This is a genomic window from Photobacterium sp. GJ3 (genome assembly GCF_018199995.1).
Classification (GTDB): Bacteria; Pseudomonadota; Gammaproteobacteria; order Enterobacterales; family Vibrionaceae; genus Photobacterium.
This window is the reverse complement of sequence record NZ_CP073578.1, coordinates 708,275-730,994: the sequence shown is the minus strand read 5'-3', so window position 1 is coordinate 730,994 and position 22,720 is coordinate 708,275. Positions and strand designations below refer to the sequence as shown.

Here is a 22,720-nt window from a genome sequence, read left to right as displayed (position 1 = left end):
TTGCTATTATCCGCACCGCACTTGTGGAGGGGTTCCCGAGTGGCCAAAGGGATCAGACTGTAAATCTGACGGCTCCGCCTTCGAAGGTTCGAATCCTTCCCCCTCCACCATCTTTCTGAAAGTCGTTCCGAACGGCTTTCCGGCTGAAAAGCCTGACAATATGCAACATCCCGTGGAGGGATTCCCGAGTGGCCAAAGGGATCAGACTGTAAATCTGACGGCTCCGCCTTCGAAGGTTCGAATCCTTCTCCCTCCACCATCTTTTCTGAAAGTGGTTCTTCAATCGCTTTCTGGCTGTAAAGCCCGACAATATACAAAATTCCGTGGAGGGATTCCCGAGTGGCCAAAGGGATCAGACTGTAAATCTGACGGCTCCGCCTTCGAAGGTTCGAATCCTTCTCCCTCCACCATCTTTTCTGAAAGTGGTTCTTCAATCGCTTTCTGGCTGAAAAGCCTGACAATACGCAAAATCCCGTGGAGGGATTCCCGAGTGGCCAAAGGGATCAGACTGTAAATCTGACGGCTCCGCCTTCGAAGGTTCGAATCCTTCTCCCTCCACCATCTTTTCTGAAAGTGGCCTTTCTCACTTTCAATTGGCTGAAAAGCCCGACAATACGCAAAATCCCGTGGAGGGATTCCCGAGTGGCCAAAGGGATCAGACTGTAAATCTGACGGCTCCGCCTTCGAAGGTTCGAATCCTTCTCCCTCCACCATTTTTTCAGCCAGTGCATTGCACTGGCTTTTTTATTGCCTGCAATCCCCCATCTCATTTCTGCGACGTTCAACGATCTTCATGTCCCGAGACACCGCTTCTCAAAAATCCGCCACAAAAAAAGGCTAAACTCAAACAAAAAATACCATTGACAATACCAATCAAAGTAAGTCAATGATCAGAAATAGCGCAGGAAAAATGTTTGAGAACAAGGCGGATTTTTTAGATAAGTAGTGATTCTACAATCAAAAAATCTAACGCAGTGATCGAACATTTGAACAAGCTAGAATGACCAGAGATTTACTGCGATTGGTATAAGATCATCAGGGTTGAAGAGGACAGCGGTATGACTGACAAGGTCCAAAATATCAATCTCACCTCCCCGCCGTGGCCAAAACTGCGTGTTCTGGTCATTGATGATCAGCACAGTGCACAAAGCTTCATGAAAAGTATGCTGCTGCGATTCGGGATTCGTCACATTGATACGGCTTCCAATTACCGCGAGGCCATCAGCCAATGCCAACAGGCGGCTTACCAACTGATTCTGGTGGATTATCATCTCGATCACACGCTGAACGGCAGCGAACTGATCAGTCTGCTGCGCAAAAAACAACTGCTCAGCGCGGATTGTGGTCTGGTGATCTTTTCTGCAGATGCCAGTGCCCGTGTCGTTTTAAGTGCGTTAGCGGTCGAACCGGATGCATTCATGACCTTGCCGATGCCACTGCGATCTCTGCAGGAAAAACTGACTCAGGCCTGGCGCAACAGTCAGGCACGGCAGCCGTTGTATCAGCAGATGAGTGAAAAAGGCTTTGATGAGGGGATTCGCTACTGTAAAGAACAGCTGCTCAAACACGGACCGGATTATCAGCTGGAAAGTCTGTTGCTGGATATGCTGCTCGACAAAGAGGATTGGGCACAGGCGAAACGCTATATCGAGCTGTTTCAGACCTATCATCCCTCGGCAAAAGTCGCACTGGCCGAAGCCCGTCTGCTCGCCCATACCACAGACAAACACAGCGCGATTCAATTGCTCCGCCGACTGGTGGAGAAATCACCCATGTGTCTGGACGCCTTGGATCTCCTGGCCAGCTATCAGTCTGACACCGGTCAGTATCATGAAGCGATGCTCACGGCGCACCGGGCACTCAAACTCAATCCCGCCGCCAGCCATCGCGCCTTGAAGCTCGCCCAACTGGCGGCAAAGACAGGACAGGGCGAGCCATTGATTCAGGCCGGGATGACGCTGGCGACTCATCTGCCAATCATTGATGTCGGATGGATTATTTGTCTGGCGGAGTTCTGTGCCACCTTCGAACAGCATTACTTCAGCCAGCCCGAACCCAAGGTTCGACGCCAGCTCAGACGCAGACTCAATCAGATCAGCGATCGCGCGCACCATCGGGTATTACCAGCGCAGCGACCCTTTCTGAATGCTTTCCGGCAGATCACCGATGCCCGGCTGCTGCTGGCTCAGGGCGCGACGCTAAAAGCCAAACGACGTTTGATGCTGGGGTTGTCAGGCTATTTTGGCTGCCTCAACAAACTGCCGTCCGTGATTCTGGCTGAGGCCCTTCCTATACTGTTGCAACTCGGGGAAACCGGCCTGATCGCTGACATCTGTCAAGTACTGAAACACAGAGACCACTTTGATGGCCACAGTCAGTTCAGACTGCAGGCTCTGCGGGAAAACCACTGTGCGTTTGAAGCGCTGCGCAAACTGGAATCGGCGCTCAGGACGGCACAATCGGCAAGCCAGTCACAGCCTGCTCAGGCGCTGCTGAAGTTTAAAGCGATCTTGCATGATTACCCATACTGCACTGAAGCAAATCTGGGCAAAATCGATTGCCTGCTGCGGATACCACAGCAGGATTGTCGGGTTGATTTCACGCCACAGCTTTCAGCCATCAGTACCATGCCGCTGCCCCCACTCCTGAGCCAATGGCGCACGCTGTTAAGAGCGCAAATCAGCAACTTACCTGAAAGCCAGTTCAGAAACGGCCAATATCGCCCGCTGCGCCGGGAGCTGGACCCGGTCCGGATCCAGACTTGGGCCCCGCTATTGCACTAGAAACGACTGGCATCGCGTCCGTGTGGAGAATCCAGGTCCAGCGCTGGGCCTGCCGGAACCACACCCGTTGGATTGATCATCTGATGGCTGAAATAGTAATGGCGCTTGATATGATAAAAATCGACTGTCTCAGCAACCCCCGGCACCTGATACAGGGATTTCAGATAACCCTGTAAATTCGGATAATCGGCAATACGCTGCTGGTTACATTTGAAGTGTCCGACATAAACCGCATCAAACCGGATCAGCGTCGTAAATAACCGCCAGTCTGCTTCTGTGATTTGACTGCCCGCCAGATAGCGGTGGTTTGCCAGATGCGCTTCGACTTTATCGAGCGCACTGAACAAGTCGGTGAATGCCGTCTCATAAGCAGCCTGTGTGGTTGCAAAACCACAGCGGTACACGCCGTTATTGATGTGTGGATAGATAAAATCATTCCACTGATCGATTTCCGGCTGAAGCGCCTGCGGATAGTAGTCGTCCTGATTGCCAGTGATCGCGTTGAACGCGGTGTTCAGCATCCGGATAATTTCCGAAGATTCATTGCTTACAATCGTCTGGGTTTGCTTATCCCACAATACGGGCACCGTGACCCGTCCGGTGTAATCCGCTTTGGCTTTGGTATAAAGCTGGTGCATATAAGAAAAGCCATACAGCGGCTCAGGCTGATCAAATTCCCAGCCATGTTCCAGCATATCCGGACTGACAACACTCACCCCGATATGGGATTCCAGGCCTTTGAGTTGACGGAGGATCAGTGTGCGATGCGCCCAGGGACAGGCCAGCGACACATACAGATGATAACGTCCGGATTCAGCCGGAAATCCTTTCTGTCCGTCTGGCCCTTCACGGCCATCCGCGGTCAGCCAATGGCGAAATCCTGCATCTTCACGAACGAATTTCCCGTCACTTTTCTCTGTGTCGTACCAGACATCGTGCCAGACACCCTGAATCAGCTTTCCCATAGTTACCTCAGCATTTTTTCAACCTGAACTGGATTATAGAAAAGACCTGTTTCGCAGTCGGCGCATAAAATCCGGCAGAGATCGTCAAGATATTCGAACATCCGGTTTCGGTGCTTACGCTCCGCAATCCAACTATGCTAGGATGACCGCACATCACATGCCGACAGAACAGAAGAAAAATGAAAGTCATCTCATTTAATATCAATGGTTTAAGAGCAAGACTCCATCAACTGCAAGCCGTCATCTACAAGCATCAGCCCGATGTCATTGGCCTGCAGGAAATCAAAGTACATGATGAAGCTTTCCCGCTGGCTGATGTTGAAGCCATGGGATACAAGGTCTATCACCACGGCCAGAAAGGTCATTACGGCGTGGCGATGCTGTGCAAGCAGGAGCCGGTCCATGTCCGGAAAGGTTTCCCGACCGATGACGAAGATGCCCAGCGCCGGATGATCATGGCGACCTTCGAGCAGGCCGACGGAACTCCTATCACCATTTTGAATGGCTATTTCCCGCAGGGTGAAAATATCAGCCACGAAGTGAAATTTCCGGCGAAAGAAAAATTCTATGCCGATCTGATGACCTACCTTGAAACCCACCACAGCGCCGATGAAGCCGTGATCGTCATGGGTGACATCAACATCAGCCCGATCGATCTGGATATCGGTATTGGTGAACCGAATGCCAAGCGCTGGCTGAAAACCGGCAAATGTTCTTTCCAGCCGATCGAACGCGACTGGCTGAAAAAGCTGATGGACTGGGGCTTTGTTGATACCTTCCGTCAACTGCACCCAACCGCAGATGACAAGTTCTCGTGGTTTGATTACCGCTCCAAAGGGTTTGACGATAATCGCGGCCTGCGCATTGATGTGGTTCTGGCGACCCCTTCTCTGGCAGCACGCTGTCAGGAAGCCGGGATCGATTATGAGCTGCGCGGGATTGAAAAACCGTCCGATCATGCGCCTATCTGGTCTGTCTTCAGCGAATCCTAATTCCCTCACAGCCCCACGAACCGGGGCTGTTTGTTCAACCGAGGTCCGAACATGAAACTCTTCGTTTTTGATCACTGCCCGTATTGCATCAAAGCCATGATGGTCGCCGGGCTGAAACAGTCAGACATCGAGCTGGTTTATCTGCAGAACCATGATGTGCAGGCACGAATCGATAAAGTGGGTGCCAACATGGTGCCGATTCTTCAGAAACCAGATGGCAGCTATATGGCTGAAAGTCTGGATATTGCTCACTATCTGGATACGCAGGATGGTCAGCCTCGTCTGACTGAAGCCCGGCATCCAGAGCAAATTGCCGCCTGGATCGCCGCCGCACGCCCTGCAAACAGCCGTCTGGTCTATCCGCGCTGGCTCATGATTGATTTACCTGAGTTCCAGTGTCAGGAAGCGAAAGACTGGTTTGAAGGCAATAAATCAGCCGCAATGGCACAAAGTTTTGCGGAAGCCTATGCCAACAGCGCGGCTCATATTGAAACCATGTCGCACCTGCTGGCTGAACTCGACTGGCTGACCTTGCCGTCTGAGCGTAACAATCAGCTCAGCCTGGATGACGTGAATCTGTTCCCGACGCTGCGGAATCTCACGGTGGTGAAAGGGCTGTCTTTCCCGCCGCGGATTCGCCAGTACACGGATGAAGTGGCCGCATTGACGGGGATTGCGCTTTACGATCACGTGGCCGTCTGATCGGTCATTTGCAACAAAAATAGAGCCGGGGCTTCAGGCACCGGCTTTGATTCCAGACAGAGTCATAACGTTTGGAAGCCATTCCCGTCATCATTACCTTTACATGGCCCTCCACCCCCGTTGCTGCTTCCCTATAGCCCAAGCCTTTCAAGCTATACTATCTTTTCTGGCAGTGCCTGCCCGACAATTCAGCAGGCAAAAAAAATCCCGGGCTGGCCGGGATTTTTCATTGGGAATAATTCAGCTTAATGCTTTCATATGGCGCAGGTATTTGCCCTCAAGCTTCCGGAATATCCAGATCACCGTGAATGTCAGGACCATGTAGCACAAGCCTGCAAACAGGAAGGACTCAAATGGCGCGTAATAGCGGGAGTTCACAATCCGGGCGGCACCGGTCAGATCGATAATGGTGACAATCCCGGCCACGGCAGAACCGTGAATCATAAAAATGACTTCGTTACTGTAAGCGGGTAGCGCACGGCGCAGTGAACTGGGCAGAATAATCCGGCTGAATGCCTGCCAGTGGCTCATGCCATAGGCTTTTGCGGCTTCCACTTCACCTTTCGGCATGCTGTTAATCGAACCGCGAACAATTTCCGCTGTATACGCAGCGGTGTTTAACACAAAGGCAACCAGCGCACAGAACCAGGCTTCTTCCCATAAGGTGCCCTGCACATTCATAAACTGGCTGACTCCGTAATAAATCAGATACAGCTGAACCAGCAGCGGGGTTCCCCGGAAAAAATAAATGTAAGCCCAGGCCGGACCATAAATCGCCGGATTCTTGCTGTTCCGTGCAACGCCCATCGGGATGGCAACAACCAGGCCAATCACCAGTGCCAGAGACACCATCCAAAGCGTGGTGTAAAACCCTTGCAGATACAGCTGCCAGCTTTCCGTCAGAATACTAAAATCCATGTCTTACCTCGTATGGATACTGAACCGACGCTCTGCCCACTTCAGCACTGAAGTAGAAAGCGAGGTAAACACCAAAAACAGCACGGCAATTGCCATATAGAAGGTAAAGGGCATCTGAGTGGTGCCTGCTGCCAGTGAACCTTTGCGCACCATATCATCCAGACCGATGATAGAAACCAGTGCCGTGGTCTTCAGCAGAACCAGCCAGTTATTCCCGAAGCCGGGCAAGGCATGACGAATCATTTGCGGCAGCAACACACGACGGAAAGACATCGCGCTGCTCATGCCATAGGCTTTCGCCGCTTCCAGTTCACCTTTGTCCACCGCCATGATCGCGCCACGGAAGGTTTCGGCCATATAGGCACCGAAGATGAATCCAATGGTCAGAATACCTGCGATGAAGGGACTGACTTCAATATAATCCGGCAGGTAAGCCGTCCATTCATGATTGGGGTCGGACGCGGAGAAGTAATTGTTCAGCCACTCATTGACGCCATACAGACTGTTGTTCAGCAGCACCTGGCCACCAAAGAAGATCAGCATCATGAGCACGAGATCCGGAATGCCGCGGATCACCGTGGTATAGGTGGTCGCCGTCAGTCTGGCAACACGATATCGGGACAGTTTTGCCAGCGCACCTAACATGCCCAGCACCATCGCCAGTATTAAAGACAACAGCGCAACCTGTAAGGTTACCCATGCGCCTTCCACCAGCGACCATTCATATCCTTTTAAATCCAGCAAGGGGTCACTCCTTTAAACTGCAAAGAGTTGCGATGGCTGAAGAGTGCCGGAGCGGCCGGCACTCTGAATGGTCCATCGCTTTACCGGGAGACGGACGTTGTCTCGGTAAAGTTCAGAACTTACTCACCGTATACGTCGTAAGTGAAGTATTTATCCTGAATTTGCTTATAAACGCCTTTGTCACGCAGCGACAGAATGGCTTTATCCAGCTTCTCAGTCAGGTCTTTATCTTGCTTCCGGGTTGCGATGCCGAAACCTTCGCCGAACCATTTCGGATCCGTCAGCGAAGGACCAATGAACTCATAGCCATCACCGCCATCTTTGTTCAGCAACCCTTCTTCCAGCGCAGAAGCATCACCCAGAACGGCAGCAATACGCCCTGCTTTCAGATCCAGATAAGCATCATCGAAAGAACCATAACGCACGATTTCAACCGCATCGCCATAGTTATCTGTCAGGTATTTATCATGCGTGGTTGCACGCTGCACACCAATCTTCACACCTTTCAGGCCTTCTCTGCTGAAATCAATTTCGGTGCCTTTTTTGGCCACATATTTGTTTGGAATCAGAGCATACTTGCCGGTAAAGTCGACTTTCTTCTTCCGCTCGTCTGTAATTGACATTGCAGCAATGATGGCATCGTACTTACGTGCCAGCAGCGACGGAATAATGCCATCCCAGTCCTGGGACACGATCTTACATTTCGCCTGCAGCTCTTCACACAAAGCATTTGCCATATCGACGTCAAAACCTTTCAGCTCACCACTCGGCTCAGTCCAGCTGAATGGAGGATAGGCGCCTTCAATGCCAAAGCGAATCTCTTTCCACTCTTTTGCCTGCACCGAAGTGGCACCCAGAGCGGAAACGACTGCGGCGGCCAAAATCCATTTTTTCATTGTCTTACTCCTGTTGTATTTGCAATTCACGATACAAATCTTTATACGTGAACCGAAGTTGTTGTATGGGCAACGTCGTTCATTGTTGGGCCAGAGAAAAAACTCAAGCCTAAGTTTAGTAAATCGAAGAAATAAATTGCTTTAATCTTTCTGAATCCGGGTTTTGGAACAATTTAGACGGTTCACCCTGCTCTTCCACCAGCCCCTGATGCAAAAACATCACCTGATTGGACACATCCCGGGCAAACGCCATTTCGTGTGTCACCACCAGCATGGTCCGGCCTTCCTGCGCCAAATCCTGCATGACGCCAAGCACTTCCCCAACCAGTTCCGGATCCAGTGCAGAAGTGGGCTCATCAAACAGCATCACTTCCGGATCCACCGCCAATGCACGGGCAATGGCAGCACGCTGCTGCTGACCACCAGACAAATGGCCCGGATAATAATGACGTCTTTCATACAGACCGACTTTCTTCAGTAATACTTCTGCTTTTTCAATCGCTTCTGCTTTGGGAACCCCCAAAACGTGAACTGGCGCTTCAATCACATTGCCCAGCACAGTCATGTGCGACCACAGGTTAAAGCCCTGAAAGACCATCGCCAGCCGGGAGCGAATCCGCTGTACCTGACGTTCATCAACCGGTAAAAACTCACCCCGGCGATTATTTTTCATTTTAATGAGTTCACCATTCACCCAGATTTCTCCCTGGGTTGGCGTTTCCAACAGGTTGATACAGCGAAGAAATGTACTTTTACCTGAACCGGAAGATCCAATAATGGAGATGACATCCCCACGGTGCGCCGTCAGTGAGATCCCTTTCAGCACTTCGTTCTGGCCAAAAGATTTATGTAATTCCTTTACTTCAAGCGCTACTGCATCTGTCATGCGCTTTGTCTCCTGTTGCTTTGTCAAATCCAGTTTTGCCATGCGTCAAACCATGCAAAACTGGCTGAATGTATTGAATACTGCCCTCGCGAACGGTTATGCACGACGACAGAACCCCCGTCATCAGCATCGTTCACATGATACCAACATCCGAAATGCGTTGAACAATCTCTGGAAGCTGACGACCCGGTTTGGCCTGAAGCCCAACACGACTCAACACTATCTTTTTATCAGCAAGTTAGTCGCTATTCTGCGATTTCCGGCTTTCACTCTGTCTTTGCAGTGAGATAGTCTGTTTTCCCAGCCCTTTGTCGACGGTATCACCACAAACCCACAATGACAACATTTTGTTAACTTTCGAATTTTAGCATTATAAGATGAAAAAATCGCATATTTAATCATTAAATCGCGACAAACGATTATTTCGTAGACGCAATAAAAACGCATACAAAACAAATAAAAAACCGGTTTCATACGATGAAATCACACTTTTACTCAATGCAAAGGCCTGACATGCCCGTGCTGAACCGATAAATGAATGCGGGACAGGGAGTCACCATCGGGAACCTTGAAATTCAGCGAGCGGCAGAATAGCGGAGATTCACCATTTCCTGTCGTAAGCAGGCCGTTGCAAAAATTCGCCGCCACAGTTGCCCACGGCATGATTCCGGTCCGGTTAAAATGGAAAAACATGCAGATTCTCTAACTGTTCATGTAAACCAGCAGGGTAAAGAAAATTCGCGATAACTTGACGACGCTTGCAGAAATCAGGCCCGAGACTTGGGCTGACTCCGATTGGAAACATTTTCACGCCTTCTGATGAGTGACCTTAACTCTCTCTCCCCAGAAAATTTCGTAATTTAATTACAGTAAATTCTAAAAAACCCATTTTTCGTCTCTGATATACGTGCTGTTGATGTAGTTTTCCTTCATTTCGGGAAAGCTGATGATCAGGATCAATTTTGCCCACACAGCGCACGCGTAAACTAACCCCATAATCATTATTCGATGCTCCAACAGCATCTGCACCGGATTCAGGCCCGATGAAAGGTGCAGTTGAAAGAATTCCTGACTTGTAGAACGAGGCCCTTATGTCATCAAACATTCAATACGGTGACGTCCATACCGAAGTGGAAACCGATAGCTATTCGGCCCACCACAAACCTGCCAGTGCTTTCCCGAACCGCAGCCGTTATCTGGATCATGAGCTGCAGATCATGAAACCCCGCCGTTGGGGACTGAATCTGCCCGGCCGTGATTTCCGGTTCGAATGGGAAGATCTGGTGCCCGCCGTTGCCGGGACGATCGGCATTATCGCCATGTATTCCGCCGTGATGTCTGCCTATGCCGAAGCCTTCGGTCTCGGCCCTGAATTCGTGGTGGAAAACGTGCGGGTGGAGATGCTGGTTTCCGCTTCGCTGTTTTGCATTCTGGTCTCGGGGTTTCTCAATCCGCGAGCCAATCTGGCCGGGAATCACGGCCCGATGATTCCGATGATCGGGATGATTGCCGCCGCCGGGGTCACCCGCTGGCACTGGCCATCCTGCTTGGTGGATTCGGACTGGCTCTCAGTCTCTGTAAAGGTGGCTCCCGTCTGGTGAAACTGACCAGCGACGGGGTGGCCGGGGGGCTCCTGATCTTCTTGGGATTTGTGGGTTCAACCGGACAAATCAAAAGCCTGCTGAGCTGGGGCAGCGACATCAACATGGGTTATATCGCAGCGCTGATCCTCTTTGTCAGCATTGTGCTCTATGCTTTTCTTGCCCGGATTGGTAAACGCTGGCTGGCAATTCCGGTCTGTGCGGTCACTGGCGGTATCATTGCTGCGCTCTTGGGTGCGCCGTTTGAGTTCCACACCACACCCGGACTGCCCAATCTGAACCCGGCGTACTGGTGGGGATCCACTGAAACTGGCTGGAAGCTGGGCCTGCCAACCGTTGAACACTTCATTGCGTCTTTGCCCTTCGCACTGCTCGCCGTCGCGATGTGGTCACCGGATTTTCTGGGTCACCGCATTTTTCAGGAAATGAACTACCCTGAGAAAACCGACAAGGTCCTGATGGATGTCGACGACACCATGACCGGCTGTTCTGTTCGCCAGATTGTCGGCGCTGCATTTGGCGGCGGTAATGTCACCTCGTCCTGGGGCACCTATATGATCCCGGCCGCAATTGCCAAACGCCCGATTCCGGCTGGTGCGATTTTACTGGGCAGCATCTGTATTGTGGTGGCGATTATCGGATACCCGATGGATATCGCGATCTGGCCGCCGGTGATGACTATCGCGCTGCTGGCCGGTGTTTTCCTGCCCCTGCTCGAAGCCGGTATGCAGATGGTGAAAGATTCTAAATCCAGCCAGTCGGCGGGGATCTGTATCTTTGCCTCCATGGCCGTGAATCCGGTCTTTGGCTGGGCTGTAACCATGCTGCTGGATAACAACGGCCTGATTGGGGACAAAGACCGTCCGAATCACCTGACCCTGGCCGACCGGCTGATCATTCCCGGCCTGACCTTACTGGTGTGTCTGGGTGCCATGCTGGCTGTTGGCATGATTCCCGGCATTCCGGCCTTACTGGGATAAGCAATAAGGCATTCAGATTCAAACCATTGGATGCGGCACATCAAAGCACCCAATGATGAAAAAGGTTACATAGACAGACGCTGCTCTGCGGGGCAGCACCTGGAACACTTTCTACTGACGCATAACAGGTAGGTATAATATGGCAGAGCAATTTGCAAAAGCTTGGGAAAGCTTCACCGGTGGTGAATGGCAAAGCGCAGTCAACGTTCGTGATTTCATTCAGAACAACTACACCCCTTATGAAGGCGATGAAGCTTTTCTGGTGAGTGAAGGAACGGCTGCAACCCAACAGTTGTGGGACAAGGTCATGGAAGGCATCAAACAGGAGAACGCAACCCATGCCCCTGTTGATTTCGATACCTCAGTGATCTCAACCATCACTGCCCATGATGCCGGCTATATCGATCAGGCGCTGGAAACCATTGTCGGTTTGCAGACTGAAGCGCCGCTGAAACGTGCCATCATCCCGAACGGCGGGATCCGAATGGTGGAAAGCTCCTGCAAAGCCTATGACCGCGAGCTGGACCCACAAGTGAAGAAAATCTTCACCGAATACCGCAAAACGCATAATCAGGGTGTGTTTGATATCTATACCCCGGACATCATGAAGTGCCGGAAATCTGGTGTGCTGACCGGTCTGCCGGATGCCTATGGCCGTGGCCGTATCATCGGGGATTACCGCCGCGTGGCCCTGTACGGCATTGACCGCCTGATGGCAGACAAACTGGCGCAATTCACATCGCTGCAGGCGCAATTTGAAAACGGCGAGGATCTGCACATGACGATGCAGCTCCGTGAAGAAATCGCTGAGCAGCACCGCGCACTGGCACAAATGAAAGAAATGGCAGCCAAATACGGCTTCGACATTTCCCGTCCGGCAGAAAACGCACAGGAAGCGATTCAGTGGACTTACTTCGGTTATCTGGCCGCAGTGAAATCACAAAACGGTGCCGCGATGTCGCTGGGCCGGACATCAACCTTCCTTGATATTTACATCGAGCGGGATCTGAAAGCCGGAATCATCACCGAAGAACAGGCGCAGGAAATGATTGACCATTTCGTCATGAAACTGCGTATGGTTCGCTTCCTGCGGACTCCGGAATATGATGAGCTGTTCTCTGGCGACCCCATCTGGGCCACGGAATCCATTGGCGGCATGGGCGCGGATGGCCGGACACTGGTATCGAAAACCAGCTTCCGCTTCCTGAACACCCTCTATACCATGGGCCCGAGCCCAGAGCCGAACATTACGGTTCTCTGGTCTGAGCAATTGCCGGTAGGCTTTAAGAAATACTGCGCGAAAGTGTCGATCGACACCTCATCGATTCAGTATGAAAACGACGATCTGATGCGTCCGGATTTCGAGTCGGATGACTACGCCATCGCCTGCTGTGTCTCGCCCATGGTGGTGGGGAAACACATGCAATTCTTCGGAGCCCGCGCCAACCTGGCGAAAACACTGCTGTACGCAATCAATGGTGGTGTCGACGAGAAGCTGAAAATTCAGGTGGGTCCGGCTTCTGCGCCAATGACAGAGGACGTGCTGGATTACGACAAAGTGATGACCAGCCTGGATTCATTCATGGACTGGCTGGCGAAGCAATACGTCACCGCTCTGAACTCCATCCACTACATGCACGACAGGTACAGCTATGAAGCTGCACTGATGGCCCTGCATGACAGAGATGTGCGCCGGACCATGGCATGCGGGATTGCCGGTTTGTCTGTTGCAGCAGATTCCCTGTCGGCCATCAAATATGCCAAAGTGAAGCCAGTACGTGACGAAAACGGCATTGCCACCGACTTCGAGATCGAGGGGGATTATCCGAAGTTCGGCAACAACGATGCCCGTGTCGATGACATTGCCTGCGACCTGGTTGAGCGTTTCATGAACAAGATCCGCCAGCTGAAAACGTACCGGAATGCAGTACCAACCCAATCAATTCTGACCATTACCTCCAACGTGGTGTACGGGAAGAAAACCGGGAACACGCCGGACGGTCGCCGAGCAGGCCAGCCATTTGCACCGGGGGCGAACCCAATGCATGGCCGGGATGAGAAAGGGGCCGTCGCCTCGCTCACTTCCGTCGGTAAACTGCCGTTTGCACACGCTAAAGATGGTATTTCTTATACCTTCTCGATTGTGCCGAACGCACTGGGTAAATCGGATGATGCCCGCCGGGCGAATCTGGCAGGTCTGATGGATGGTTACTTCCATCACGAGCGTGGCATTGAAGGGGACAGCATCTCAACGTGAATGTGCTCAACCGAGACACACTGGAAGATGCCGTGAAGCACCCGGAAAAATATCCGCAACTGACCATTCGCGTGTCTGGTTATGCGGTCCGCTTCAACTCACTGACCACGGAACAGCAACAGGACGTCATTGCACGAACCTTCACTGACTCGCTGTAACACCCATGCCGGGCAGTCTGTTGTCCGGCCATACAAAATCCCCGCGACTTCCTGAGCCGCGGGGATTATCATCAAAAAGCCCCTTCGTCATTCTTGTTCTGGAGCGCGCATATGTCCGTAAAAGGCCGCATTCATTCATTCGAGTCCTGTGGCACCGTTGATGGCCCGGGAATCCGGTTCATTGTCTTTATGCAAGGCTGCCTGCTGCGCTGCCAGTATTGTCATAACCGGGATACCTGGGATCTGGAAGGCGGACAGGAAATCACGGTCGAGGCACTGATGAAAGAGGCACTTTCTTACCGGCATTTCATGAACGCTTCCGGCGGCGGGGTAACCGCATCCGGCGGTGAGGCCGTCCTGCAACCTGAATTCATTCGCGATTTCTTCCGCGCCGCCAAAGCCGAGAACATCCACACCTGTCTGGATACCAACGGCTATGTGCGTAAACACACCGAAGTGATTGATGAATTACTGGAAGTAACCGACCTCGTCTTACTCGATCTCAAACAAATCGACGACGACATTCACCACGATTTGGTGGGAGTCCCGAATAAACGCATTCTCGATTTTGCGCATTACCTGCATAAAATCGGACAGAAAACCTGGATTCGTCATGTCATTGTTCCCGGTTTTACCGACAATGAAACCTCAGTCCGCTTGCTGGGCGAATTCATCAAAGACATGGATAACATCGAAAAAATTGAGTTGCTGCCTTACCACCAGCTCGGTGCCCATAAATGGGAAGCCATGGGCTACGACTATCCGCTGGAAGGCGTGAAGCCGCCGTCCAAAGAAGTGATGGAAAAGGTGAAAGCGATCTTATCGGAATATCACCCCAATGTGATGTACTGAAGTCGGTGCAGAGATAAGGGAAGGCCCTGACTATCATTGCAACGATGCAGGCGGGAGTGCAATGCTTCTGAAATGCCCGCCTGCCCGCCAGCTGTTACTGATCTCTTTTGTAAATATAATCCCGCTCGTAGAATGTCCGGACCCACTCGGGTTTGTAGACGACCAAGAGAGTCGTTGCCATGCCATTGAGTAACCCCTCCGGGAAGAGCAGCAACGGGATCAGAATCAGAAAATTATCCACGATATACTGACCGCTGAACTCCCCTTCCAGCCACACCCATCCCCCGGTCAGCAGCATATAGACCACCTGCGAAAACGCGCCGTTGAAGAAGGCTGCGACAAAGATGTAAACAAACAAATGTCGGTTCAGAAACCGATAACTCAGCAGGAAAATACCGTAACTGATCATCGCGGGCGCAATGACCCCCGTCAGGTTCATCATGCCCAGATCCTGCCAGTCCACCAGACCAAAAGCAGCCAGCAACAGACTTGGGATCACACTGATCCAAATGGCAATACGCCAGCCATGGGACAAGGCCAGCACCGTTAACGCCAGAAAATGAACCTGTAATCCATCCACCAACCCGGCCCTCAGGCTCCAGAGGACAAACAGTGCCACGGCCGATCCCAGAACCAGATGCTGATAATCTCTTTCCTGCCTGAACTTCGGGTAAAACTCTTTTGGATAAGTAAGGAGAAGGATGATGAGCCAAACGGCCCACCCGCCCCAGTGGAGACCTGTCATGCTGCTTCCTTTATTGAAATCGAGTGCGGCATCGTTTCGCGATTTACCGGGCAGAGATGCCGCCAAGACAATCTGATAAAAAACTGAATAAGAATACCCGGTCAGATCAATAGTTGCCGTTGTCATCCTGCTATGCTGAATATCCGGGCAGCTTCCGAGTCACCGGATACGCCAGTAAAAACATTGCAGGACACCGCTATGGAAATGACAAACGCACAACGTCTCATTCTGTCTAACCAATACCGCTTAATGGCTCAGTTAGAGCCGAATCACGCGGCCAAATATCAACGGCTGCAAACCATTGTCGAGCGTGGCTACGGTTTACAGTTACGGGAACTCGACAAAGACTTTGGCGCACTTTCTGAAGCAGAGTGTAAAGAAATCATCAATGTGATGGAAATGCATCATGCGATGCAGGAATCACAGAAACAGCTGAACAATCATGAGATTGACAGCCGACGCCTGTTATTTCTCGGCTTTGATGCCCAAAGCGAACCTCAGCAAATGCATTATGTTCGTTTTCTGACTCAGGTTGAACATCTGTACCCAAGCTTCCTGCCATCCGAGCACCAGTTCAACAGTCATGTCCCGATGCAAAGCAAATACCGCCGGATGCTGACGGTATGGCAGAAATGCCCGAGACAATATCACTTATCTGCCACAGAAATTCAGCAGATTCTCAACGCATAGCACCTGCACCATCGAGCAACTCCCGCAAGAATCAGATGGCAGTTCAGACTGCCATCTGCCAGCCAGAGAGACTGTCTGAAGCCGGAATGGTTCTTTTTGGCAGCCCATCGTCATATTATTGACACACATCTTTTCACTTTTCCCCTTGGTGATATCCGGGACTCTGTTAGATTGATGTGATCCAAAGCAATATTCATGGAAAACTGGGTCAGTTTTACCCCAAAGCTTCTCGGATCACCGAGAAAAGCGGTAGCTTATTAATAAATCAGTTAACAGCTCACGGAAAGAACTGTCTCCCGGTTTCGATAACTTGTATATAAACGCATAAACACGATACAGCTTATGCCTGAAACAACCTATCTCGGAACAGGCAGCATGATCTATCTTGTGACGTTGGAAAGGATACGACGACATGTTCAAGTGGCTTCTCTCAACACTGTTTCTTTTCTCTGGCCTTGCTGGTGCCGCAGAAAAGAATCAGCTCGTGATTCTGACCACCTATAATCCGGCGCATCTCTCTCCCAGTATCGACAGTTTCAGACAGCAACACCCGCAATTAGATGTTCAGGTATTGCAACGCCGGGAATCAGACGGGCTGGCTTTACTGTCCTCGCCGGACCATGGCATTGATGTCGTATTTTCTTCTTCGACCCGGCTGTTTCAGCCCCTGGCCGAGCAAAACGCACTGGTTCCGGTCAGCCACATGATTGCTGAACGCGGAATCCATGATACAGAGCAGGTTGCGGTGTTAGGGTATTCAGGCTGCGGCATGATCTGGAATCAACGCTACCTGGACCGTCATCAGCTCCCCCACCAGAGCAATGGGAGATGCTGTCAAACGCGCTGTATCACGATCATCTCGTCATGAGCAGCCCGTTCCGCTCCACCACAACCCACCAAATGGTTGAAAATCTGTTACAACGCCATGGTTGGGATCAGGGCTGGCAAATCCTGCTTCAGGTCGGTGGCAACCTCAATGCTGTAACCGCCAACAGCGAAAGAGTCAGCAACATCATTGCCAGTGGTCAGGCCGGGATTGGTCTGGTGATCGACAGCTATGCCAAAGCCCAGCAAGCGCTGTTTCCTTTTGTTGAATTCCGCTATCAGCCGAAAAGTTTGATCCTGCCCGGTTATATCGCTGCGCTGGATCGCGGTGCCGACGATCCGGCAGGCCAGATCTTCGTTCGATTCATGCTTTCTGAAGATATTCAGACCCGTATCCATGAAGCGCCTCTTTATAAGCTGAGCCGCAATCAGCAGCCCGATTTCGGCGTTTCCCCGTTTCCGTTAGATCATACCTTGTTGCAACAGCGGGCCATGCTGGTTCAGCAGCTCTTCGATCTGAGTATCAGTAAACAGCTGCCCTTACTGAGTCAGGCCTGGCGACTGATTCATGAAATCCGGCAGTCCGGCGATTTATCTGCCCCCAGCAAACGCAACTCGCACTCGCGGTCGCACTGGCTTCCACGCCGGTGATTAATGCAGAACAGGCAGGCTCCCCACGGTTTACAGCTTTGAATGACCCGATCCACGATGCAGCCGCGGCGCAGATCTTCGAACAATTGCAACAAACTATGAGCCAGCAACTCCAGAAATCGATTCGCTTATCTCGGGAAATTCTCATGGCTCAAAGGCAGACGCCCTAATGCTGAAACGAAAAACCATCGGCAACCGACTGATCAGTGCCATCAGCCTGATGGCCTTTCTGAGTATCGGTGTCAGTCTGATTGCCCTGATCACCTGGGAAAGTCTGGATGACCAGATTGACGCCATCGTCAGTAAGAACCTGCCGACCCTGAGGGCCAGCTATCATCTGGAACGCCACACCACCGCACTGAAAGATACCCTGCATCAAATCAGTGCCAACGAAGATCCGGTCCTACATGCAGAGCTGAATCAGGCCATTACATTACAGGCAGAACAGATCTCTCAGGCCATCTCGAATACGGCCAGCCTGTCGTCTTATCCTGCGCTCAAAATCGAGCACGAAACTCTACTCAGTGAAATTCAGACCTACGCCGTCCTGCTGAATCGGCGAGCCAACGCAATACTCGCGCTGGCCCAGTCAGAAACGCGCCTGAACTGGTTACATCAAAATATCGTGGAAGATCTGGCTCCGATCCGGCATGAACTGGAATGGCAATTGACCCGGCTCGACCCGCAGCAACTGGACGGCGAGCGCATCCGGGAAACCATCAACGAATTTGCGCTGCTGCAATCCATCACGGTGAAAGAAAACGAATTAAATCAGCTGGTCAAAGATATCTTTCTGCAGCATCAGAGTCGGGATATCGTCAATGCGTTCCATTTTATCGGCCATAAAACCAAACAGTTAAAATCGCTGAGCGATCTTCTCAGCCATTATCCATCGACTTTCGCATTCCGACAGCATCTTGACGAGATTATCACACTGGTTCAGCCAAGCGGGCCGCTGGAACTCCAGCTTCAGGAGCTGGCTCAGTTAGAGCTGCTCATCCAGAATTTTGACAAACGCATCAGAAATCGTCTGCACTATCAGGAAGAACTCATTCAGGCCATGGTTGAACAGGCAGACAGCTCGCTGCTGACTTTAAACGACCATACCCGCCAATCGGTGATCATCAGCAGCTATCTCTTGCTGGGGGTGGTTTTGCTGGCGATTACGTTGTCCGTCCTGATATCCGTGTATCTGGTCAGCCGGGGGATCGTGACGCGGCTGAACCAACTGAGTCATGACTTGTATGCCGTGGCTCAAGGCGATCTCAATGCCACCATTCAGGTCGACGGCGATGACGAAATCGGCCTGCTGGGAGACAGTCTGCGTCACTTCCGTCAGCAAATGCTGGAAATGCAGCAAACCAATGCGCTGAATCTGATCAATAACACACAGGCCAGCATTATTACCTGTAATTTGTCCGGTGTGATTGAATCGGTCAATCCCAGTGCCCTCGCCCTGTTCCACACCGACACCATTCCGACCGATCATACACTCTGGGCACTTTTTCCAGCGGCCATGGAAAGCCGGCTGAAGAGCCTGTTTCTGCCTGAGAGTCCACTACAGAACAATGGCGCGTGCAGCCTGACCATCCGGCATACCAGCCATCAGGAACAGGGCTATCTGCGACTGGATTTCCGTCAGTTTAACCAAGGCCGGGAAGCCAAGGTCATTATCACCATGACCGATATTACGGAGCAGGAAAATGCGGCTCGCTGGCTCGAAAGTATGGTCCATGAAAAAACAGAATCGCTCACCAAGCGCAACCTCCAGCTGAAAGCAGAAGTTGAAGACCGAAAACGGATTGAATCCGATCTGCGCGCAACGCAGGACGAATTGATTCAGGCCGCCAAGATGGCGGTTGTCGGCCAGACTATGACCTCACTGGCCCATGAACTGAATCAGCCGCTTTCCGCCATGTCGACTCACTTATTCGCCACAAAGATGGCCGTTGGCAAGAACAATTATTCACAGTTACCCGCCAGCCTGGACAAGATGGAAAGCCTGACCGAGCGTATGGGGAGAATTATCTCCAGCCTGCGGAATTTCGCCAAAAAGCAGTCGGCCAACCGTCCCTTGCAGGGAATCAATGTCCAGCAATCAATCAATCAGGCACGGCAACTCATTGAAAGCCGATTAAAAGTTCAGCAAACGCACTTAATCTGCCAAATCAACAGCCCGTATCTGGTGACCGCAGATCCCGTCCAGTTTGAACAGGTGCTGGTCAACCTGTTCATAAACAGCTGCGATGCGGTTGCGGGTCATGAACGCCGTGACATCGAGGTGGCCTTACTGACATCAGCGGCGGACAACGACATGCTGCACATTGCAGTCAGTGATACAGGCTGTGGATTTGCACCGGACATCATCGAAAAATTATTCACCCCTTTTACCACCACAAAAGATGTCGGACTGGGATTAGGGCTCAACATTTGCCGTTCGATTATGAACAGGCTGGGCGGCAATATTTACCTTGCTTCGACATTGCAAGGAGGCGCTATGGTTGTTTTGGAGTTAGAGAAGTATGACGATTTCCGATAACATTGAAGTGCTGATCATTGATGACGATCAGGATGTTGTTGATGCGTATCAGCATCTGCTTGAAGTCGCCGGATACCGGGCGAGAACTGCCACGAATCCGGCGCAGGCACTGGCACAGTTACACAAGGATTGGCCGGGGGTAGTCATTACCGACATGTATATGCCCGTAACCAGCGGTAAAGAAGTTTTACAGCAAGTCAAATCGCTGGACAACAGCTTGCCGGTCATCATGATCACGGGCCACGGAGACATTCCGATGGCGGTTGACGCACTCAAAAGCGGTGCGGTCGATTTCCTGCAAAAGCCGTTGCAACCTGCAGCACTGATCACCCTGCTTGAAAAACATCTGCCAAAACGTAAACAACTGATTGCCCACCGGAAAAGGTTGCAGCAGACCACCAGCTATGAGCTGCTGGGTGACAGTCCGCTGATGGTCAAACTCCGGGAACAGATCAGCCAGACTGCCAACAACAACAAAGATGTCCTGATTGAAGGGGAATGCGGTACCGGTCGTCATACCATTGCCCGGCTGCTTCACAGCAACAGTCACCTGGCCAATGGACCGCTGATTAAGCTGTGTGGCACGAAAGTCGAACGCACACCGGATTTACAGCGCGCCATGATCAATGCACGCAGCGGCAGTATTTGTATCAATAACCTGCCTGCCATGCCCGCAGACACACAGCGCTGGCTGTGCCGCTTCCTGCTCGAACAAGAGCGGTTGGGAAAACGCGAAGTTCGTGTGCTGGCGATTCTGGAAGGCACCGCCGAAGCAGCTGTCGAAAAAGAGTCTCTGGTTCCGGAGCTGTTCTATTTCCTCAGCCAGGTGCGGTTTCTTGCCCCCCCCTCCGCCAGCGCGCAACCGATATTACGCCCTTATTCAAACATTTCCTGAAAGCCAGTTGCCAGAAGCTGAATAAAAGCGTTCCTGTGATTGATAAAGCCTATATCAATACACTGAACCGCCATCACTGGCGCGGCAATGTTCTGGAGCTCCGCAATGTCGCAGAACTGTACGCCATCGGTATCGTGAAACTGGCCGGTCAGGAACGAACACAGCCGCTGGAGCAGATGAGTAGCCCGCTGGATGACCTGATCGACAGCTACGAAAAACAAGTGATTGAAGATGCGCTCTACCTGTTCAGTGGCCGCATCAACGAGGTTTCCGGCTATCTGCAAATTCCCCGCAAGAAGCTGTACCTGAGAATGAAAAAACACAATCTCGACAAAGCGGATTACAAAGCCAGACAATAACAGGCAGAGATCAGAAAAAAGCCGGCGCTGATGCGCCGGCCTGTTCGAATCGATTGTTCGGTGTTTTCTGTTTAGAATTCGTAACGTAAACCTACGTTATAGAAGTCTTCATCCGCATCGCCCGCGAAACCATTACTGAAACCATTGTTACCATCACGCATCACATAATCTGCATAGATAGATGACTGACTGGTCAGGCGATATTGGCCTTCCAAAGTGTACTCGTCCAGCTCCAGCTCATCACCACCTGTGTTATCCAGATTACGGTAACCACCGCGAACTGTCACAAAGTCATTGATATTATAAGCAACAATGGCTTCGAACACTTCATCTTTACTATTGCTTGCCGCACCTGAGAAATCCAGTTCGTTCTCAGAATATTCCATACCGACAGTCAGATTACCAGCGACAAAGTTTGCACCAGCACCCCAGAAAGTGGACTCATCACCACCTTTGTTTTCATTGTATTGATAAGCCACAACGGGTGTCAGCGTCATCCCATTGCCCAACTCGATGCCATAGCGGAGTGCTGTATTGTAACCATAATCCAGCACAGCATTTGCTGAACCATCTTCAGAGCTGCCATCACCAAAGATATAAGCGACAGAGACGTCCAGACCACCGAAATTATTTTGATACTGGAGCGTACCATCCTGACGGAATGTCTGTACGGCAGAATTATCGATTTCGACAATCTGGCGACCCAGTGCAACATCAGATGCATGGAACACATCGACAATGTCAGACAGCCAGATAATACCGGAGGCGACACGGCCACCGGTGATCTTACCGACATCACCGGCGTCAATCCCTGCCCAGACATAACGTGCAGTCAGTTCTTCACCACCGTTTACAAAACCATTTTCGGCCTCAGCAGCCCCAACCTGATACTCAGCCCAACCAATGACAGACACCTGATCATTCACACGCTGAGAGCCGCCCAAACCAATTCGTGCATCGAACTGGCCTTCGGTATCGCCATTGTTTGTCGCTTTATCGGTAATGTTATAGCCCAGACGGCCATAAACATTGACTTCACTACCGTCTTCACCCTGATAAATGTTCGCTGCGTAGCTCGCACCACTTGCAAAAATACTGGAGATCATTGCCGCTGCTAGTGTTTTTTTCATTTTTTGTTTCCTTGAGTGTGGTCAATCACCGCTCTGAATCCGGAGCGGACAATCACGCAAAAATCGGGATGAACAACAATGAACCGGGCGACAGGGAGAAAGGCAGCCAAATCCTGATATGCCAGATTCTTCATGATTTCATCACCAAAAAA

General features: G+C 51.4%; 17 protein-coding genes, 5 tRNA genes and 2 pseudogenes. 17 read left to right on the top strand and 7 right to left on the bottom strand.

Features of this window, described 5'->3' with window-relative positions; translation table 11 throughout:
• Positions 1-25 precede the first annotated feature (25 nt).
• The 6 genes from KDD30_RS03320 (at position 26) to KDD30_RS03295 (ending at position 2,783) form a co-directional block, all read left to right on the top strand.
• Positions 26-110 (top strand) — tRNA-Tyr (locus KDD30_RS03320).
• Between the two features lie 64 nt (positions 111-174).
• A tRNA-Tyr gene (locus tag KDD30_RS03315) sits at positions 175-259 on the top strand.
• A 66-nt stretch (positions 260-325) separates the two neighbouring features.
• Positions 326-410 (top strand) — tRNA-Tyr (locus tag KDD30_RS03310).
• A 66-nt stretch (positions 411-476) separates the two neighbouring features.
• Positions 477-561: transfer RNA gene (locus KDD30_RS03305), tRNA-Tyr, on the top strand.
• A 67-nt stretch (positions 562-628) separates the two neighbouring features.
• Positions 629-713 (top strand) — tRNA-Tyr (locus tag KDD30_RS03300).
• A 345-nt stretch (positions 714-1,058) separates the two neighbouring features.
• Positions 1,059-2,783, top strand: a complete 1,725-nt coding sequence (locus KDD30_RS03295; RefSeq protein WP_211647382.1) for a response regulator — start codon at positions 1,059-1,061, stop codon at positions 2,781-2,783.
• Here the strand turns inward: KDD30_RS03295 and KDD30_RS03290 are convergent.
• Positions 2,780-3,748 carry a glutathione S-transferase family protein gene (locus KDD30_RS03290; RefSeq protein ID WP_211647381.1) on the bottom strand — a complete coding sequence of 323 codons (969 nt, stop codon included), beginning with the start codon at positions 3,746-3,748 and terminating at the stop codon, positions 2,780-2,782. The genes KDD30_RS03295 and KDD30_RS03290 overlap by 4 nt on opposite strands.
• 179 nt (positions 3,749-3,927) lie before the next feature.
• Between KDD30_RS03290 and xthA the strand changes: the two genes are divergently transcribed.
• On the top strand, positions 3,928-4,740 hold the full coding sequence (gene xthA, locus KDD30_RS03285; RefSeq protein ID WP_211647380.1) for an exodeoxyribonuclease III: 813 nt from the start codon (positions 3,928-3,930) through the stop codon (positions 4,738-4,740).
• A gap of 51 nt (positions 4,741-4,791) precedes the next feature.
• Positions 4,792-5,442, top strand: a complete 651-nt coding sequence (gene grxB, locus KDD30_RS03280; protein WP_211647379.1) for a glutaredoxin 2 — start codon at positions 4,792-4,794, stop codon at positions 5,440-5,442.
• Positions 5,443-5,682: 240 nt separating this feature from the next.
• Here grxB and KDD30_RS03275 read toward each other — a convergent pair whose 3' ends face one another.
• The 4 genes from KDD30_RS03275 to KDD30_RS03260 all read right to left on the bottom strand — a co-directional run bounded on the left by KDD30_RS03275 (position 5,683) and on the right by KDD30_RS03260 (position 8,886).
• Positions 5,683-6,360 carry an ABC transporter permease gene (locus KDD30_RS03275; RefSeq protein WP_211647378.1) on the bottom strand — a complete coding sequence of 226 codons (678 nt, stop codon included), beginning with the start codon at positions 6,358-6,360 and terminating at the stop codon, positions 5,683-5,685.
• Positions 6,361-6,363: 3 nt separating this feature from the next.
• Positions 6,364-7,104, bottom strand: coding sequence for an ABC transporter permease (locus KDD30_RS03270; protein ID WP_211647377.1), 741 nt, complete (start codon positions 7,102-7,104; stop codon positions 6,364-6,366).
• Positions 7,105-7,223: 119 nt separating this feature from the next.
• Positions 7,224-8,000 (bottom strand): ABC transporter substrate-binding protein, encoded by a 777-nt coding sequence (locus tag KDD30_RS03265; RefSeq protein ID WP_211647376.1) that lies wholly within the window; start codon positions 7,998-8,000, stop codon positions 7,224-7,226.
• A 115-nt stretch (positions 8,001-8,115) separates the two neighbouring features.
• Positions 8,116-8,886, bottom strand: coding sequence for an ABC transporter ATP-binding protein (locus tag KDD30_RS03260; protein ID WP_211647375.1), 771 nt, complete (start codon positions 8,884-8,886; stop codon positions 8,116-8,118).
• A gap of 1,091 nt (positions 8,887-9,977) precedes the next feature.
• Here KDD30_RS03260 and KDD30_RS03255 point away from each other — a divergent pair.
• From KDD30_RS03255 to pflA, 3 genes and pseudogenes are all read left to right on the top strand, one after another.
• Positions 9,978-11,467: pseudogene (locus KDD30_RS03255) on the top strand (DUF3360 family protein).
• A 139-nt stretch (positions 11,468-11,606) separates the two neighbouring features.
• A pseudogene (gene pflB / locus KDD30_RS03250) lies at positions 11,607-13,882 on the top strand (formate C-acetyltransferase).
• Positions 13,883-13,993: 111 nt separating this feature from the next.
• Positions 13,994-14,734, top strand: coding sequence for a pyruvate formate lyase 1-activating protein (pflA, locus tag KDD30_RS03245; RefSeq protein ID WP_211647374.1), 741 nt, complete (start codon positions 13,994-13,996; stop codon positions 14,732-14,734).
• 94 nt (positions 14,735-14,828) lie between these two features.
• Here the strand turns inward: pflA and KDD30_RS03240 are convergent, their stop codons facing one another.
• Entirely contained in the window at positions 14,829-15,605 is a 777-nt protein-coding gene (locus KDD30_RS03240; RefSeq protein WP_371826064.1) for an energy-coupling factor ABC transporter permease, read from the bottom strand.
• A gap of 72 nt (positions 15,606-15,677) precedes the next feature.
• On the opposite strand from KDD30_RS03240, the gene KDD30_RS03235 reads away from it, so the two are divergent.
• The 6 genes from KDD30_RS03235 to KDD30_RS24440 all read left to right on the top strand — a co-directional run bounded on the left by KDD30_RS03235 (position 15,678) and on the right by KDD30_RS24440 (position 21,438).
• Entirely contained in the window at positions 15,678-16,169 is a 492-nt protein-coding gene (locus tag KDD30_RS03235; RefSeq protein ID WP_211647373.1) for a YfbU family protein, read from the top strand.
• 412 nt (positions 16,170-16,581) lie between these two features.
• A complete protein-coding gene (locus tag KDD30_RS03230) occupies positions 16,582-17,037 on the top strand; it encodes a hypothetical protein (protein ID WP_211647372.1) in 456 nt (151 codons plus the stop codon).
• Entirely contained in the window at positions 16,998-17,645 is a 648-nt protein-coding gene (locus KDD30_RS03225) for an ABC transporter substrate-binding protein (RefSeq protein WP_211647371.1), read from the top strand. The genes KDD30_RS03230 and KDD30_RS03225 overlap by 40 nt, the downstream gene beginning before the upstream one ends.
• Before the next feature lie 169 nt (positions 17,646-17,814).
• Entirely contained in the window at positions 17,815-20,184 is a 2,370-nt protein-coding gene (locus KDD30_RS03220) for an ATP-binding protein (RefSeq protein WP_211647370.1), read from the top strand.
• Positions 20,168-21,079: a sigma-54 dependent transcriptional regulator gene (locus KDD30_RS03215; protein WP_249199180.1), complete on the top strand. Its 912-nt coding sequence runs from the start codon at positions 20,168-20,170 to the stop codon at positions 21,077-21,079. The genes KDD30_RS03220 and KDD30_RS03215 overlap by 17 nt, the downstream gene beginning before the upstream one ends.
• Before the next feature lie 35 nt (positions 21,080-21,114).
• Positions 21,115-21,438, top strand: coding sequence for a helix-turn-helix domain-containing protein (locus KDD30_RS24440; protein ID WP_249199179.1), 324 nt, complete (start codon positions 21,115-21,117; stop codon positions 21,436-21,438).
• A gap of 71 nt (positions 21,439-21,509) precedes the next feature.
• Here KDD30_RS24440 and KDD30_RS03210 read toward each other — a convergent pair whose 3' ends face one another.
• A complete protein-coding gene (locus tag KDD30_RS03210; protein ID WP_211647369.1) occupies positions 21,510-22,568 on the bottom strand; it encodes a porin in 1,059 nt (352 codons plus the stop codon).
• Positions 22,569-22,720 lie beyond the last annotated feature (152 nt).